The following is a 15,189-nucleotide window of genomic DNA, read 5'->3' on the forward strand; positions in this document are numbered from 1 at the left end:
TGCCTTTCGAGTAGGGCCTCGGCACCCCGGGTCACCGGCTCTGGTGGAACCCGGCAACGATGGCTAGTTAGCACCCGCTCAAACGAAGCTCTTTGATTTCAATCAAACAGGAGACAATTCCGCGAACTATGGTCGTTTTTCCCAGTCAGTTTTTCGTGGCCTGCATTTGCCCCATGTCTTCTTCAGATAGTTCGAGACAGCTCCGAGCTTCGGATCGGAGAGAAACCCCTGACGGAATAGAATGCTTCCCTTCACTTCCGGCAATGCATCATTGAGTTCGAGCTGGCGCTTGATTTCTGTCACGCCATCGCCAGCCTGCCATCCGGGCTCCAGTGTAGTCCCGGCGCCGGCTCGATAAAGCGCCAGACCGATATAAAGGTCAGTCTTCGTCCCCCGAACCGTCTCCGCCCACCATCTGGCAATCGTCCCGTAGGACGCTTCCTTCCTTCCGAAGGACCAGTAAATCTGCGGCGCAATATAATCGATCATCCCCTCCTTCACCCAGCGCCGGGTGTCGGCGAAATCTCCATCGTAATTGGTTTTCCCGGCGCGGGTTGCAGAACCGCGCGGATCGTCAGCGGCATTGCGCCAGACGCCGCTCGGACTGATGCCGAAACGAACATTCGGTTTGATTGATTTTATCTTGTCTGAAATCTGCCGCACCAGCGTATGGGTATTGTAGCGACGCCATTCATATTTGCTCGAAAAACGCGTCCCGAACTGTGCATAGGATTTATCGTCATCGAGTCTCGACGATGCAGTTTCATAGTAGAAATAATCATCGAACTGAATGCCATCGACATCATATTTCTGAACAACCTCAGCGGTAACATTCGTCACCCATTCGCGAACGGCCGGAATGCCGGGATCGAGAACATAACGATCCGCCGATACGCCAACCCAGGCCGGGTGGGTTTTATAAACGCTGGCTGGCGACTCCTTCGACGAATTTCGCAACTCCTTGCGGGTCGACGGCTTTGTATCCATCGAAACGCGATAGGGGTTCAACCACGCGTGCAGCTCGATGCCCCGCTTATGCGCTTCCTGAACCGCAAATTTCAGCGGATCGAAGCCCGGATCTTTGCCTAGCGTTCCCGTCAGATAGGACGACCACGGCAAATAGGCTGACTGGTAAAACGCATCGGCAGTGGGCGAAACCTGATAAATGACGGCGTTGATACCGTGCTCGGCCGCTTCGTCAAAAAGCCTGACAAGTTCTTCTTTCTGGCGCTTTACACGTTCGGCATCGTCCTCGATCCGAGAGGAACTGCGCGACGGCCAATCGAGATTGAGGACCGTCGCTATCCAGCTGGCATGAAATGCATCGCAATCGAGGGGCATGAATTCGTTCCATCTAAACAACTTGTCAGGCAAGGGGTTTGATATGGCTGTTTAAAACATTAGGTTAAAGATTGAAAACCGACAGCGAGGGCAACATGTACAAGAATATTCTCGTCACGACCGATGGGTCGGAGTTTGCAGAGCGCGGGCTTGTCCACGCATTTAAGCTGGCGCATAGCGTTGGTGCGAAGGTTACAGTGTTGACGGTGACCGCGCCCTATTCGGTTTCGGGGCTTCCCGGCGGCTGGACCGATAGCCCTGCTTTCATCGAGCGTTTCGAGCAGGAATGGAACGAATATGCCGATAAATCCCTCGCCCGTGCGCGCGAACTGGCGAAGGAAGCGGAAGTTGAAGTTCATACGCTGCATGAGGTTGCCCCGCATCCGGCGACATCCATCATTGAGACAGCCAAGGAACTGCGCAACGATCTCATCGTCATGGCTTCCCATGGTCGTCGCGGACTGAAGGGCATGCTTCTAGGCAGTCAGACCCATGAAGTCCTGACCCGCGGCAACACACCGGTTCTGGTCGTAAAGTAACACGAAGTCGAGCCCGGCCTGAAATGCCGGCCCTTATTTCAGCTGGCCTGATGACCTGTTGCGCTTTCGATATCAACGCGAAAAAAGACCGGTGCGAGTTTGCGTTCGTGACCGTCTTTGGCAACCGTTTTTGTGTAGGCGGGTTCCCACCAGGTTGGCTCCGAAGCCATGAGCGCGACGATCGAGTTTTTCTCGTCTTCGCGTTCGATCTCCCGATATCGGCCGTTCAGCACTACGGTGCGCCAGCTGGTCCGGGATTCAATCTGATCGAAAAGGATGCAAACCGCATCGTTCTTGCGCAAGGCGTCGGTTTTATGGCCCTCGGTCGTAAAACAATAGAGTGAACCGCCGCTAAACCGGAAACTCAGTGGTAGGATATACGGGCGATTGTCGAGAACGTAAGCCAGCCGCCCCAGCTGGGTGTGCTGTATCATGTTCCGGATATCGTAATCCGACATTTCCCTGATCATCATGGCTCAGCTCCGCCGTTCGCTTGTCTGCCGACAGGTTAACATAGGGCAGCGTTCCAGCTTTGACCGTAATCAAAGCGCAGGGGCGGTAATTTTATCAGATGAAGAGACGTCCTTCCGCGATCTTGACTGCGGTTCCGCCGATCCGGGCACCTGTAAGCTGCTGTTTGGCAACGTCCAGTTCAAGGCGAATCCGCGAAGGCCGCCCCATCTCCATACCTTGCTCGATCCACCACTGCGAACTACCATCAACAGGCTTGTCGTTTTTCTGGATCATGCCTGCAAAGGCCGCCGCTGCAGAACCGGTAGCCGGATCTTCATAGACATTGGCGCCCGTTACAAACATGCGTGCATGGAAATTGCTGTCGAACAGAATTGTTTCGCGGCAATAGACATAAATCGGCAAGGGACGGCCATCGACGTGCGGCAGGCTTTCATTGACATAGACCGGATCAATAGACACTTTCGCTGCCGCTATCAGATTATGGACCGGCACCAGCAAATAGGGTGTACCCGCACTCCAGACGGCGGGCACATGGTTCTCGAATCCGATCTCGTGTGTGCCGAGACCGATTGCAGCGGCGGCCTCTTCCTTTTCGATCTTGACCTCGAGCCGTTCCGGAAGGCGGGGCAGATCGAACTCGGCGAAAGCGCTGTTCTCGCCAAGTATCACGCCACAGCGAACAATGCCGACCTTCTCTTCCAGAGCGACGAGCCTGTCCGTCTCATCCCCCGTCTTGCGGCGTCGGGCGAGCGAAACCGCCGCGCCCACTGTAGGGTGGCCAGCGAAGGGCAGCTCATAATCTGGCGTGAAGATACGCACCGCCGCCTCGTGCGCCGGATTGCTCGGCGGGAAAATGAACACCGTTTCGGAAAGGTTGAACTCGCGTGCGATGGACTGCATGCGCGTATCGTTCAAACCTTCGCTGTCATGAACCACAGCCAGCGGATTTCCAGCCAGAGCCTTGTCGGCGAAAACGTCGAAAACCTCGTAAAATCTGCCGGAAACAGCGGCTTCACTCATCCCTCATTCTCCCCACGACATGCTCACAAGACAAATTGCAAAGGCGATTTCACTCCGATGCTTGATGCTGCGCGTTATCTGCGAGCATAGACAATTTCGTGGCGCTGTCATCTGCAAGTCTGACCAAGTTTTAGAGATTGTTAAAATGCCAGTCCGCGAAGGCTCGCACATAACTCGGCGTGGCCTCGCCCATCGCCCGTGCTGCCTTCACCGGAATGATCTCTGACAGCTCGGGCTCGGCCTCATCAGCCAAGTACTGCTCGATCCGCGACACCAGCTCCGTCGATGGCGCGTCAAAATAATAACGGCGGAAAAGCGCAACGCTGCGATTGCCAGTCACGAGATTGATTTGCTGCTCCGCTCTGGCGTCATGAAGATCGAGACCGGTTTCTTCCTGAACCTCTCGCCTGCGATTGGCATCATAGTCGACATATCCGTCGACAATATCGTTATCGTCGATCGAGCCAGCCGGAAAATAAACCCTTCCGGCTCCCGCATTCTGCACTCCCATGCGGCCTGCGATCAGATGACCCTCGCTGGAGACAATCACACCGACGCCGAAAATGTGCCATGGACGTTCCTGCGATACATCACGTCGCCAGTGCATCAACGTCGCAAAACTTGTACGCTTGAAACCGGCTTTAAATAGACCGCCCGTCAATTCCGCTTGCGGAGCGAGATAAAACTCACCATCGAACAAGGTCGGGTTCGCAGCCCGCTCTTTCGTCCAGTTCGAAGCAATCGCTTCGCTGTTCTCCACCGTATATGGCAAAGGACCGGGCAGGACCCGCACATCCGCACGGTCGATTATATGGACGGTGTTTTCGCGGACCTGTTCCATCATTCAAACCATATTCAGCGTCACTGCGACCGGGCAATGATCGCTTGCCTTCGGACGATCCCATCCGGTTCGGGGATAGCGGTCGATCTGCTGGCCAGGCGGAAAAATCGTGCGCCACGGCTGCCCGCGCCGAACGATGTTCGGAACCGCCCTTTCATTCTTCTTCGCAAATGAAGGCGACGCCATGATGTAGTCGAGCTGGCAGAGATGGCGCTCTTGCGGCCCGCGCGTGTGATAGAGCGTCCAGCGGTCCATCACGGGGCGGCGTTCGACCAGGTTGACCGCAAACCCGTCTCCCAGAAGCACGTCGAGCGCACTTTCTTCCTCGACCATTGGCGTGAATTCGTAACCGTTCCATTCATCGCCTCCGATGATGATCCGCTCGCGATAATCATTGAAGTCACCGCAAATCAGCCAGCGGCGATCAGCAACATTGGAGGGACCGAACTTGTCTTCGATGATACGGCGTATCGCTCGCGCTTCCGCGCGACGTACCGGCAAGGAGGAAGTTCGTCCATCAAAGCCGTTGCGCGCGCCCGTCATCGATTTGAGATGTGTCACGAAAAGCGACAGCGGCTTACCGGCAATACGGATATCCACATTAAGGCAATCACGCTTGAAAATGCGGTCATGGGCTTCAAGTCCGAGTTCGCCGAGCGCAGGCTCGTACAGGCCGAAATCATTATAGGTTACGTAGGCGTAGCTTGTGACCTCATCAACCTCAATGGGCTGGCCGTCCCGTGTGGTGTCGCGCATCATAACGGCGACATCGATGCCACGGCTGTCGTTTCCGTCAATCAGGTATTTATGCCGGAAGCCATGGCCTATCATCTTGAAAAGATAGCCATACTCGAATGCATTCAGCGCAGCGAGGTTGTCCACTTCCTGCAGGCAAAGAATGTCGGCGCGTGTTTCGGCGATAGCAAGGGCCGTCATCTGACGCGTATCGTCGGCATGCGCAATGGCCCGTGCCTGCTCGAGAAGGCGATATTGCGCCTCATCGCTGATTTCAAAGAGTTGCAAGGTGCGATCCTGATGCAATTCATTGCGAAAGCCGGAAAAATCGAACCGGCGCATCAGGTTTTCGACATTGAAGGTAGCTATTGTAAACATGCATGCGCAATCTCTCCGCTTGCCGGGCGATTGGCAAGAGGATGAATTCCGAAACCAATAAATTTCTGCTGAAACCGTGACTTGGGTTTCAAAAATACCCATATACCGGGAGAAACGTCATTGAAGCGAGCCGAGACGATGCGAAACCTACTGCACCTGACGATACTGACCGGACTTTTCGTTGCCGGTATTGCGAGTGCGGGGTCAACCGTCGAACTTCGCAACAGCCAGTATCTTCCCTCGTTGAAACCGAGCGGCCCTTTGATTATCGGCGGTCAGGCGGGAGCCAATCGCACCGACCCGAGCGCCCGTAACTGCTACGGTTCGACCCTTTGCCGGGAAAGCGGAACCTATATTACCGAACACGGCGTATTAAATTACAAGAACGGCGATGCCCTGCAATATCGGCGCACGATGCAGCCACCGACCGCCGGCGCGCGTCCAAGCAGCAACCATATCCAGTGGTGCTCGAACCGCTATCGCAGCTATCGAACATCCGACAACACCTACCAGCCGATAGCCGGTCCGAGAACGGGCTGCAATTCACCCTTCCAGTAAGAAAAAAAGCCGGGGCAGAACCCGGCTTTTACATCTGCGGCTTAGGCAGCGGCAGATTTTGTGTGAACGCGTATCAGGCGACCAAGCCGCTTGATGCCTTCATCGATCATCTCGTCATTGGCGCAGGAATAGCTGAGGCGCAGTGTATTGGCTCCGCTGCCGTCAGCAAAGAAGGCGCGGCCCGGAACGAACGCGACTTTTTCGCTATCGATGGACGCGGCAAGCAGTGCAGCTCCATCCATGCCTTCCGGCACCGTGACCCAGACGAACATGCCGCCCTCAGGCTTCGTCCAGCTCGTGGTCTCCGGCATATATTTCGCCAGCGCTTCGAGCATCTTGTCGCGACGGTGCTTATAAACCCTGTGCAGCTTCGCTACCTGAGCATCGAAGCCACTGCTGGCAACGCGCTGAATAGCGATCTGGTTGATCGTGGAAGAGTGAAGGTCCGCTGCCTGCTTCATCAGAACAAGCTTGCGAATAACCGGCTTCGACGCCACCACATAGCCGACGCGCAGGCCCGGAGCCAGCGTCTTGGAGAAGGAACCGCAATAGATGGTGCGGGTCTTCTCGATATCGCCGCCGTTACGGGCAATGTCGAGTGCCAGGATCGGCGAAATCGCATCGCCATTGTAGCGAAGATACTGATAAGCCGCGTCCTCGATCACCGGAATGTCGAGTTCATCCGCCTGTGCGAGCAGTTTCTCGCGGCCAGCAAGATCGACGGTTTCGCCGGTCGGATTGCTGAAATCGGCAGACAGATAAGCGAACTTCACCTGGCCGCCAGCTTTTTCCGCTGCCTGCGCATAGGATTCCGGCGTGCGATTGCCCTTGATCGCCAGTATATCGTAATTGGGCTCGTAAGCGTTGAAGGCCTGGAGCGCGCCGAGATAGGTCGGTGCGGTCACGAGCGCCGTGTCGGCAGGCGACAGGAACAGCTTGCCGAGATAGTCGAGAGCCTGCTGCGAACCCGATGTGATGAACACATTGTCTTCCGTGCAGGGAATGCCGATCTTGGCAAGCTCCCCCACGAGCCAGGTGCGCAGCGGCTTGTAGCCTTCCGAAATGGAATATTGCAGCGCTGCATTGGCTTCGGGGCCGGTAAGAATATCCTTATAGGCCGCCTGGAATTCGTCATGCGGGAAAAGCGCCGGATCAGGAATTCCGCCCGCAAACGAAATAATATCGGGACGTTCCAGAAGCTTCAGCAGTTCGCGGATTTCTGATGCGCGCATACGTTTCGAGCGCGTTGCAAATACATTTTCCCAGTCCAACACGGGAAATCTCCTCAATTAGACTATCCGTAGATTTTACGGAACTTGTAATAGCGAAGTCTCCTCAGAACTTGGCTATTGGATGTGAAGCTCTAGCGCACTTTTCGGCAGACGAGAACAGCTTTTCCCATGCTTCTATGGAATAAAGATATTCGGAATTGTTTTGGGCCTTTAAGTGCATGAAACGAAAAACTGGCGCAGAATTTGAGTTCTTTTCGTTCGCAACGAACGCATAAGCCTTCTGGGACGCCAACTATTAAGGGGGCGCATGAAACGCCCCCTTGATCGAACAATGGAAGCTGAAGTCTCTTAGTTGCGAGCCTTGTCCACGAGCTTGTTCTTTTCAATCCACGGCATCATTGCACGCAGCTTGCCGCCGACTTCTTCGATCTGGTGAGCATCGTTCATGCGGCGGATACCCTTGAAGCGGGCAGCGCCGGCCTTCCACTCCTGCATCCAATCCGACGTGAACTTGCCCGTCTGGATGTCTTTCAGGACGCGCTTCATTTCAGCCTTGGTTTCGGCAGTGATGATGCGCGGGCCGGTCACGTATTCGCCCCACTCGGCCGTATTCGAGATCGAGTAGTTCATGTTGGCGATGCCGCCTTCGTAGATCAGGTCCACGATCAGCTTCATTTCGTGCAGGCACTCGAAATACGCCATTTCCGGCGCATAGCCAGCTTCGACCAGAACTTCAAAGCCGGTACGGATCAGTTCGACCACGCCGCCGCAAAGAACAGCCTGTTCGCCGAACAGATCGGTTTCGCACTCTTCCTTGAAGGTGGTTTCGATGACGCCCGAACGACCGCCGCCGACGCCCGAAGCGTAGGAGAGCGCCAGATCGTGTGCGTTGCCCGAGGCATCCTGGTGAATGGCGATGAGGCAAGGAACACCACCGCCCTTCTGGTATTCGCCGCGAACCGTATGGCCTGGACCCTTTGGCGCGATCATCACGACGTCAACCGACTTCTTCGGCTCGATGAGGCCGAAATGGACGTTGAGGCCATGGGCGAAGGCGATAGCAGCGCCATCACGAAGATTGTCGTGAATGTGCTCCTTGTAGATGTCGGCCTGCAACTCATCAGGCGTTGCCATCATCATGAGGTCGGCCCACTTGGCGGCATCGGCAACATTCATCACTTCAAAGCCGTCAGCCTGTGCCTTCTTCGCAGTCGCAGAACCTTCACGAAGGGCCACGCGCACGTTAGCGGCACCGGAATCCTTGAGGTTCAGCGCATGGGCACGGCCCTGGCTGCCGTAACCGACGATAACCACCTTCTTCGACTTGATCAGGTTAACGTCTGCATCCCGATCGTAGTAAACGCGCATTTCCTTATTCCCTTCGTTCAGATTGTTCTTCGGCTTTCTCGCGTCCGCCGATGTGATTAGGCCCCGTAGAGGGCAAAAAACTGCTTGGTGGCGCGCCGGGCGTCCCGGATGACCACGTCGTCAGTCAGTTCCAGATGGTCGCCAAGCAGCAACCGTATTTGCATGTCCCGGACGACGAGCCCGAAAAACGTGCGAAATGCCTCATCAACATCGTCGAAGGCCAGTAAACCGGCCTCCTGCCCCATATGCAGAATGGGCTTGAGACGCTTGGCCATGGCCACAGGGCCGTTGGCCAGGACGATATCGCCCAATGCGGATTTAGCGGACGCTGCGTGGCTCACCGCAAGGCGGTTCAGAGCAATCGAGGTCTTCCCCGACAGCACCAGAAGCCAGTCGCGCGCGAAATGCTCCAGACTCGAAAACAGGGACTCCGCATCGAGCTTCTCACGCGTCAGCGGCACAACGCGAACCTTCGAGGCCTGCCAGCGAACCATCGCGGTCAATAGGCCATCGCGGTCACCAAACCATTTGTAGAGGCTTTCCTTCGAGCAGTTGGCAGCACGTGCAATACTTGCGGTCGTCAAAGCGCGGTCCCCGCCTTCCACTAGAAGGCGCAACGCCTGCTCCAGAACATCGTTCTGACGCGGCGAAAGAGCCTGCTGCTTTTGAGCCTGCAATTCGTCGGTGGTATCAGTCACGGGTCTTTCCTCCACCTTGTACCGTACGGTACGGTTCCCCAATTCATAATTATTGTTCCCGCCACGGTCAAGCGTGTTTTCGAAAATTACAGTTCGCTACTGCAGAATTCAGTTTGCCGCGCATAGAACGCAAAAAGCGCCCTCCCGAAGCCGGGAAAGCGCCCTGTAAAATTGTCGGTTCAAGCAGATTTAAAGGTTTACCTGCGTTCCAATTTCCACCACTCGACCTGTCGGGATCTGGAAATATTCGGTTGCGTCTGATGCCGTGCGCGCAAGCAGGATGAACAGCTTGTCCTGCCAGAGCGGCAGGCCGGAATGAGCGGATGCCTTGAGGGACCGGCGCGACAGGAAGAAAGACGTGGTCATGATGTCGAATTTCCAGCCGAGTTTGCGACAGATGCCGAGCGCCCGCGGGATGTTAGGCTGTTGCATATAGCCGAAAGTGAGCGTCACCTGCATGAAGCGCTCGTTATATTGGGACACCCGTGCCCGGTCGGCACTCGAAACCCATGGCTTCGAGGCGGTGACAACCGTCAATATGACATTGTTTTCGTGCAGGACCTTGTAGTGTTTCAGGCTATGCATGAGGGCGGTCGGAGCGCTTTTTGGGTCGCCCGTCAGAAAAACAGCCGTACCCGGCACGATGGTAGGCGGACGCTTGGTCATTTGCTGGACGATCAGGTCCAGCGGAACTTCAGCCTTGCGGGTCTTGTGAAAGAGGTGGCGCGTTCCACGCACCCAGGTCCACATGATGAGGACCAGCACCACTGCGATACCGATCGACGCCCATCCGCCTTCGTGAACCTTGATGATGTTCGCACTGAAAAACATAATGTCGATGATAAGGAAGCCAAGAATAAATGGCAGGGCGCGGCTTACACGCCAGTTCCAGATACGGGTCATGACGATATAAAGCAGAACCGTCGTAACCAGCATGTTGCCGGTAACGGCAATCCCATATGCCGCCGCAAGATTGCTGGATTTCTCGAAACCGAGCACCAGAATGACCACTGCCAGCCCCAGAAGCAGGTTGACGCGAGGGATATAAATCTGGCCGTGCAGCTTTTCCGAGGTGTGCTGGATTTCCAGGCGCGGAAGAATGTTGAGCTGAACGGCCTGACGCGCCACGGAGTAGGCGCCGGTAATAACCGCCTGGCTCGCTATCACGGTCGCAGCGGTGGCAAGCAACACCATGGGCAGGAGTGCGAAACTTGGCATCATTTGGAAGAACGGCAGCGCAGCCGCTTCACCGTGAGAAAGAATGAACGCAGCCTGCCCGAAATAGTTGAGCAGCAGGCATGGAAAAACGATCCAGAGCCATGCCCGGACAATTGGCCTGCGCCCAAAATGGCCGAGATCGGCGTAAAGGGCTTCAGCGCCCGTCATTGCGAGAAACACGGCGCCGACCGTAATGAATGCGATGCCGGGGCTGACCGCCAGAAAGCGCACCGCATAATAGGGATTGAGCGCCACCATCACGGTAGGATCATCGAAAATATGCCATAGACCCGACGCGCCCAGCGCCAGGAACCACAATGCCATGATCGGTCCGAAGACGATGGCAACCTTTCCCGTTCCCAATTTCTGTACGGAGAACAGCGTCACAAGAATAACGACGGTTATGGGAACCACGAAAGGCGTAAGATCGGGAGCGACAATCTCCAGCCCTTCCATTGCCGAAAGGACCGATATGGCAGGCGTGATGACTGCATCGCCGAAGAACAGCGCCGCGCCGCAGATGCCTACCCCCAGGATCAGGTCCGGCCTGCCTTTCAACGCACTTCTGACAAGGGCCATCAGCGAAAGAATGCCACCCTCGCCATTATTGTCTGCACGCAGAACAAACAGCACATATTTGATTGTGACAACCAGTGTCAGCGCCCAGAAGATCAGCGAAACGACGCCCAGAATATCGCTGCGGGCGAGAATGCCGTCACTTGCCGCCGCATGAAGCGCTTCACGAAAAGCGTAGATAGGGCTGGTGCCGATGTCGCCATAGACGACACCCAATGCTCCCAGCACCAGCGTCTTCATGCTCTCATTGTGCTGCCCGGCATCTTCAGCAAACGCAACGCTTTCAGGAACACCGACTGCAGGCACACCAGCCTGCATCGGCGTGTCATTGCCATTTAGCTCGCCGCTCATATGCAGGCACCTCGCAACTTCCTGAAAACGTTCTGGCTGGAGTTACTGGGATCGAATTGAGATAATGAGCGTATTCGCAAAAAGTTGCGAATTGCGGCATCGCTGCCAAGCCTTGCCGGAACCAGTTTCAATCATGGTCATGGCGTCGACTGAACGTAGCAATCTGCACGAATGCAACAGCATTGCAAATGCCGCAGCGCGCAAAGCAGACGTCGGAGAACTGCTTCAATGCTTCCCTCATACGATCCTGCGCGCCCCCAAACGCATCTGAATAGTGGCGGACGCCTATAGCTTGTCGCATCCGAATGCAAATGCGCTTTTTGCAAAGCTCCAATCCCAGCCATGCATCAAGCGCATTGAATAACATCTATCGCAAGGCCGCGATATAGCGGCTTACCGCCGTCGGCATCCCATACATGAGGGCATCGGCTGTCAATCCATGCCCGATGGAAACTTCGTTCAGTTGAGGAACACGTTTAACAAGCGCGGGTAGGTTGTCTACTGTCAGATCATGCCCGGCATTGATGGCCAATCCCAACGCCGTGGCAACATTTGCAGCCTTTTCCAGACGATCCAGTTCGTGCACCGCGGCAGCCGGATCATCATAGGTAGCGCCGTAGGGGCCGGTATAGAGTTCCACCCGGTCCGCCCCGATAGCCTTTGCGCGTTCGTATCCCAACGGATCGGGGTCGGCGAACAACGACACCCTCATTCCACCTGCTTTCAGGCGAGCGACTATCGGTGCGAGGAAATCAGACTTCGATACGAAATCCCAGCCGTGATCAGAGGTCGCCTGTGTCGGATCATCAGGCACAAGCGTCACCTGCTCAGGCTGATGCTTCTCCACGAGATCTAGAAATGCCTCGCTTGGAAAGCCCTCGATGTTGAACTCCGCCTGCGGAAACTCGTCATCGATCAAAGCGCGTATTTCGCCGAGGTCGGAAAACCGGATGTGACGCTGGTCTGGACGCGGATGCACTGTCAATCCGGCGGCCCCTGCAGCGAGTGCGGCGCGGCCCAGACCGGTAACGCTTGGCCATGGCAAATCGCGCCGGTTTCGCAGCATCGCAACAGCGTTGAGATTGACCGATAATTTCGCAGGCATTGGAGACTCCCGGATGAATATTCCGCTTTATAACGCCTGCCATGGAAAAATGTGAGTGTTTTGCCGTCGCACCACGTCTGCAATCCCCAACCGCGCAAATTGGTTGTAACAAACTGGGTTTGCAGAGCTTTTCCAGTTCGTATCAATTTGGCGCTCGACGCAACCTTTGACCCCGCTTCGGCGTTTGAATCTGATCAATGATGGAGGTCTATGATGCGAAATGAGGACATACCCGTCATTCGCCGTATTCCAACAAACCGGGATGACGTTTTTGCCTTTGCAATCGAGGGACATCTTGACGACGCATCGCTGGAGAACCTCTACGGACTTCTCGATGCCGCTTACGAAACCCACGACGAAATCGATCTACTGGTCCGTCTCACCGGCTATGAGGGGTTCGACTGGACCGCTGCGTTTTCGGAGAGTATGTTGTCCATGCGCGCCAAATCGCTCAAAAAGCTTCGCCGCTATGCTATCGTGGGCGGTCCACTGTGGATACAGGCCAGCATAACCCTCATGCAGCCGTTCCTCTCGATAGAACTCCGTGCCTTTGAGGCGGACGAAGAAAACGAGGCCTGGGAATGGCTCGGCGCAAGACCGACGGAAGAATGATTATTTTACGATAGTCAGGCGTTCGGCGGCGCGGGTAATGGCCGTATAAAGCCAGCGCTCACGCGTATCGCGGAACGCAAAACTTTCGTCAAAAAGCACCACTTCGTCCCATTGGGAGCCCTGCGCTTTATGAACCGTCAAGGCATAGCCATAATCGAAATCATCATAACGCTTTTTGGTCTGCCACGGAATTTCACTGTCCGGATCTTCGAACTGCGCCTTCAACAGCTTGATCTTCGCAACGCCGCGATCGTCGTCCTCGGGCGTAACAAGCAGGTTGATGCCCGGCTTCACGGTTTCCTTGGAAGAGGTCATCACCTTCCATAATGATCCGTTGAGAAGCCCCTTGGCAGGATCGTTGCGAAGGCAAACCAGCTTGTCGCCGGCCTGCGGATAATCCGCAGTGAAGCCCTTCAATTCCCGCAGGCGCTGATTGTAGCGGCGTCGCGTTCGGTTTGTCCCGACCAGCACCTGATCGGCAGCCAGAACCATTTCCTGATTGACATCGCCTTTACCGATAACCTTCGCAGCGCCGTGGTCGCCATAGGGAAGTTCCCTTCCCTCTCGCACGTCGAGCGCCATACGGATGATCGGATTGTCCTGTGCCTGACGATGAATTTCGGTCAGCAGGTAATCCGGCTCGTGCTCCGTGAAAAACCCACCACCGGAAATCGGAGGCAACTGTCCCGGATCGCCAAGGACAAGGATAGGCGTGCCGAAACTCATCAAATCCCGCCCCAGCGCTTCATCGACCATGGAACATTCGTCCACAACGATCATCGCTGCTTTGGCGACAGGGCTTTGCCGGTTGAGCGAGAAGGTCGGCGCAATGGAGGTCTTGCCGGTTGTTTCGTCCTCGATCGCTTCTTCACCGCGCGGGCGATAGATGAGCGAATGAAGCGTGCGGGCGTTGCTAGCACCTTTCGAACGCAGCACCTGAGCTGCCTTCCCCGTAAACGCAGCAAACTGCACATCGCCATCCACATGCTCGGCGAAATAACGGGCGAGTGTCGTCTTGCCCGTACCCGCATAGCCGAACAATCTGAAAATGGGGCTGCGACCGTCCTTGAGCCAATGCCCGACGGCTTTCAGCGCCTGATCCTGTTCCGGTGAAAACTGCATGATCCTTTCAGACAGGATTCGCCGCCTGAAAACAAGATCAAACCGTGATCAAACGTTTTTGCTCATCAAAGCTGCAAATCTGTCGAGATCAACGTTACCGCCGCTGACGATGACGCCGACGCGCTTGCCTTGCAGCTTCGACGCTATCTGTCGCGCTCCGGCAAAAGCAAGACAGCCGGTGGGCTCGACGATCATCTTCATCCGGCTGGCGAAGAATTTCATGTCTTGCACGAGTTCATCGTCGCCAACCGCCAGAATATCGCGAACGGTGTTGCGAATGATGGCAAAGGTCATGTCCCCCAGCGCCTGCGTCTGCGCACCGTCCGCCAACGTCTTTGGAACATCTATATGGACTATCTTGCCGGAGCGGAACGATTGCTGGCCGTCATTTCCAGCCTCCGGTTCCACCCCGTAGACATCGCAAGCGGGCGACAAGGCTTTCGCGGCCAGCGCCGAACCCGCAAGCAGGCCACCGCCGCCGAGACAGACGAACAATGCATCGAGCGAGCCGGTTTCCTCGATCAACTCCTTGGCAGCAGTCCCCTGCCCGGCGATGATATCGGGATGATTGAACGGCGGAATGAGGGTCAGCCCGCCCTCCTCCGCCAGCCGACTTGAAATCGCATCGCGATCTTCTTCGTAGCGGTTATAGGTTACAACCTTCGCACCATAGCCTCGCGTTGCTTCCAGCTTGGCGCGCGGCGCGTCTTCCGGCATGATGATGGTCGCCCCAATACCGAGTAATTTTGCTGCAAGCGCTATCGCCTGGGCATGATTGCCGGACGAAAAAGCCAGCACACCCCGCGCCTTTTGCTCATCCGTAAACCGTGACAAAGCGTTGAACGCACCTCGAAACTTGAATGCACCGATGCGCTGAAAATTCTCACACTTGAAAAAGAACTGCGAGCCGGTTTCACGGTCGATTGTGGACGATGTGAATACGGGCGTGTGGTGAGCGTGGCCTTCGATCTGCTTTGCGGCCGAGATCACGTCATCGTAAGTTGGAAGCTTGTTCATCATC

Annotated in this window: 15 protein-coding genes; 3 read left to right on the top strand and 12 right to left on the bottom strand. The window is 55.8% G+C overall.

Annotated features, from left to right (window positions below; genetic code table 11):
- Positions 1-126: 126 nt before the first annotated feature.
- The gene (locus tag OINT_RS07390) at positions 127-1,341 is read right to left on the bottom strand and encodes a glycoside hydrolase family 10 protein (RefSeq protein ID WP_006471705.1); all 1,215 of its coding nucleotides are present in this window, start codon (positions 1,339-1,341) and stop codon (positions 127-129) included.
- A 95-nt stretch (positions 1,342-1,436) separates the two neighbouring features.
- On the opposite strand from OINT_RS07390, the gene OINT_RS07395 reads away from it, so the two are divergent.
- Entirely contained in the window at positions 1,437-1,880 is a 444-nt protein-coding gene (locus tag OINT_RS07395; protein WP_006471704.1) for a universal stress protein, read from the top strand.
- A 38-nt stretch (positions 1,881-1,918) separates the two neighbouring features.
- Here the strand turns inward: OINT_RS07395 and OINT_RS07400 are convergent, their stop codons facing one another.
- The 4 genes from OINT_RS07400 to OINT_RS07415 all read right to left on the bottom strand — a co-directional run bounded on the left by OINT_RS07400 (position 1,919) and on the right by OINT_RS07415 (position 5,328).
- A complete protein-coding gene (locus OINT_RS07400) occupies positions 1,919-2,353 on the bottom strand; it encodes a pyridoxamine 5'-phosphate oxidase family protein (RefSeq protein WP_006467162.1) in 435 nt (144 codons plus the stop codon).
- A gap of 94 nt (positions 2,354-2,447) precedes the next feature.
- Positions 2,448-3,374 (bottom strand): PhzF family phenazine biosynthesis protein, encoded by a 927-nt coding sequence (locus tag OINT_RS07405; RefSeq protein ID WP_006467163.1) that lies wholly within the window; start codon positions 3,372-3,374, stop codon positions 2,448-2,450.
- 130 nt (positions 3,375-3,504) lie between these two features.
- Entirely contained in the window at positions 3,505-4,215 is a 711-nt protein-coding gene (locus OINT_RS07410; RefSeq protein WP_031352393.1) for an NUDIX hydrolase, read from the bottom strand.
- Positions 4,216-4,218: 3 nt separating this feature from the next.
- Complete coding sequence (locus tag OINT_RS07415; RefSeq protein ID WP_006471703.1) at positions 4,219-5,328, bottom strand: endonuclease/exonuclease/phosphatase family protein; 1,110 nt, start codon at positions 5,326-5,328, stop codon at positions 4,219-4,221.
- Between the two features lie 138 nt (positions 5,329-5,466).
- Here OINT_RS07415 and OINT_RS07420 point away from each other — a divergent pair, with 138 nt between their 5' ends.
- Positions 5,467-5,886 carry a BA14K family protein gene (locus OINT_RS07420; protein WP_022567682.1) on the top strand — a complete coding sequence of 140 codons (420 nt, stop codon included), beginning with the start codon at positions 5,467-5,469 and terminating at the stop codon, positions 5,884-5,886.
- Positions 5,887-5,927: 41 nt separating this feature from the next.
- Here the strand turns inward: OINT_RS07420 and OINT_RS07425 are convergent, their stop codons facing one another.
- From OINT_RS07425 to OINT_RS07450, 5 genes are all read right to left on the bottom strand, one after another.
- Entirely contained in the window at positions 5,928-7,160 is a 1,233-nt protein-coding gene (locus OINT_RS07425) for an aminotransferase-like domain-containing protein (protein WP_006471701.1), read from the bottom strand.
- Positions 7,161-7,466: 306 nt separating this feature from the next.
- Positions 7,467-8,486: a ketol-acid reductoisomerase gene (ilvC, locus tag OINT_RS07430; protein ID WP_006467168.1), complete on the bottom strand. Its 1,020-nt coding sequence runs from the start codon at positions 8,484-8,486 to the stop codon at positions 7,467-7,469.
- A 56-nt stretch (positions 8,487-8,542) separates the two neighbouring features.
- The gene (locus OINT_RS07435; protein WP_006471700.1) at positions 8,543-9,184 is read right to left on the bottom strand and encodes a TetR/AcrR family transcriptional regulator; all 642 of its coding nucleotides are present in this window, start codon (positions 9,182-9,184) and stop codon (positions 8,543-8,545) included.
- 189 nt (positions 9,185-9,373) lie between these two features.
- The gene (locus OINT_RS07440; protein ID WP_006467170.1) at positions 9,374-11,329 is read right to left on the bottom strand and encodes a potassium transporter Kup; all 1,956 of its coding nucleotides are present in this window, start codon (positions 11,327-11,329) and stop codon (positions 9,374-9,376) included.
- Between the two features lie 367 nt (positions 11,330-11,696).
- Positions 11,697-12,434 (bottom strand): pyridoxine 5'-phosphate synthase, encoded by a 738-nt coding sequence (locus tag OINT_RS07450; RefSeq protein WP_006467172.1) that lies wholly within the window; start codon positions 12,432-12,434, stop codon positions 11,697-11,699.
- Positions 12,435-12,647: 213 nt separating this feature from the next.
- On the opposite strand from OINT_RS07450, the gene OINT_RS07455 reads away from it, so the two are divergent.
- Positions 12,648-13,046, top strand: a complete 399-nt coding sequence (locus OINT_RS07455; RefSeq protein WP_031352391.1) for a SpoIIAA family protein — start codon at positions 12,648-12,650, stop codon at positions 13,044-13,046.
- On the opposite strand, the gene OINT_RS23375 is transcribed toward OINT_RS07455, so the two are convergent.
- Positions 13,047-14,168 (bottom strand): ATP-dependent DNA helicase, encoded by a 1,122-nt coding sequence (locus OINT_RS23375; RefSeq protein WP_006467174.1) that lies wholly within the window; start codon positions 14,166-14,168, stop codon positions 13,047-13,049.
- Positions 14,169-14,216: 48 nt separating this feature from the next.
- Positions 14,217-15,185, bottom strand: coding sequence for a threo-3-hydroxy-L-aspartate ammonia-lyase (locus OINT_RS23380; RefSeq protein WP_006471698.1), 969 nt, complete (start codon positions 15,183-15,185; stop codon positions 14,217-14,219).
- Positions 15,186-15,189: the final 4 nt, after the last annotated feature.

Origin of the sequence: Brucella intermedia LMG 3301 (genome assembly GCF_000182645.1) — a bacterium.
In the GTDB taxonomy this organism is placed as follows: domain Bacteria; phylum Pseudomonadota; class Alphaproteobacteria; order Rhizobiales; family Rhizobiaceae; genus Brucella; species Brucella intermedia.

Bases quoted from the DNA above. Each gene is read 5' to 3' on its own strand.
- OINT_RS07395 (WP_006471704.1), top strand. From the start codon at position 1,437: ATGTACAAGAATATTCTCGTCACGACCGATGGGTCGGAGTTTGCAGAG.
- OINT_RS07405 (WP_006467163.1), bottom strand. From the start codon at position 3,374: ATGAGTGAAGCCGCTGTTTCCGGCAGATTTTACGAGGTTTTCGACGTT.
- ilvC (WP_006467168.1), bottom strand. From the start codon at position 8,486: ATGCGCGTTTACTACGATCGGGATGCAGACGTTAACCTGATCAAGTCG.
- OINT_RS07410 (WP_031352393.1), bottom strand. From the start codon at position 4,215: ATGGAACAGGTCCGCGAAAACACCGTCCATATAATCGACCGTGCGGAT.
- OINT_RS23375 (WP_006467174.1), bottom strand. From the start codon at position 14,168: ATGCAGTTTTCACCGGAACAGGATCAGGCGCTGAAAGCCGTCGGGCAT.
- OINT_RS07420 (WP_022567682.1), top strand. From the start codon at position 5,467: ATGCGAAACCTACTGCACCTGACGATACTGACCGGACTTTTCGTTGCC.
- OINT_RS23380 (WP_006471698.1), bottom strand. From the start codon at position 15,185: ATGAACAAGCTTCCAACTTACGATGACGTGATCTCGGCCGCAAAGCAG.
- OINT_RS07455 (WP_031352391.1), top strand. From the start codon at position 12,648: ATGCGAAATGAGGACATACCCGTCATTCGCCGTATTCCAACAAACCGG.
- OINT_RS07415 (WP_006471703.1), bottom strand. From the start codon at position 5,328: ATGTTTACAATAGCTACCTTCAATGTCGAAAACCTGATGCGCCGGTTC.
- OINT_RS07450 (WP_006467172.1), bottom strand. From the start codon at position 12,434: ATGCCTGCGAAATTATCGGTCAATCTCAACGCTGTTGCGATGCTGCGA.
- OINT_RS07400 (WP_006467162.1), bottom strand. From the start codon at position 2,353: ATGATGATCAGGGAAATGTCGGATTACGATATCCGGAACATGATACAG.
- OINT_RS07440 (WP_006467170.1), bottom strand. From the start codon at position 11,329: ATGAGCGGCGAGCTAAATGGCAATGACACGCCGATGCAGGCTGGTGTG.
- OINT_RS07390 (WP_006471705.1), bottom strand. From the start codon at position 1,341: ATGCCCCTCGATTGCGATGCATTTCATGCCAGCTGGATAGCGACGGTC.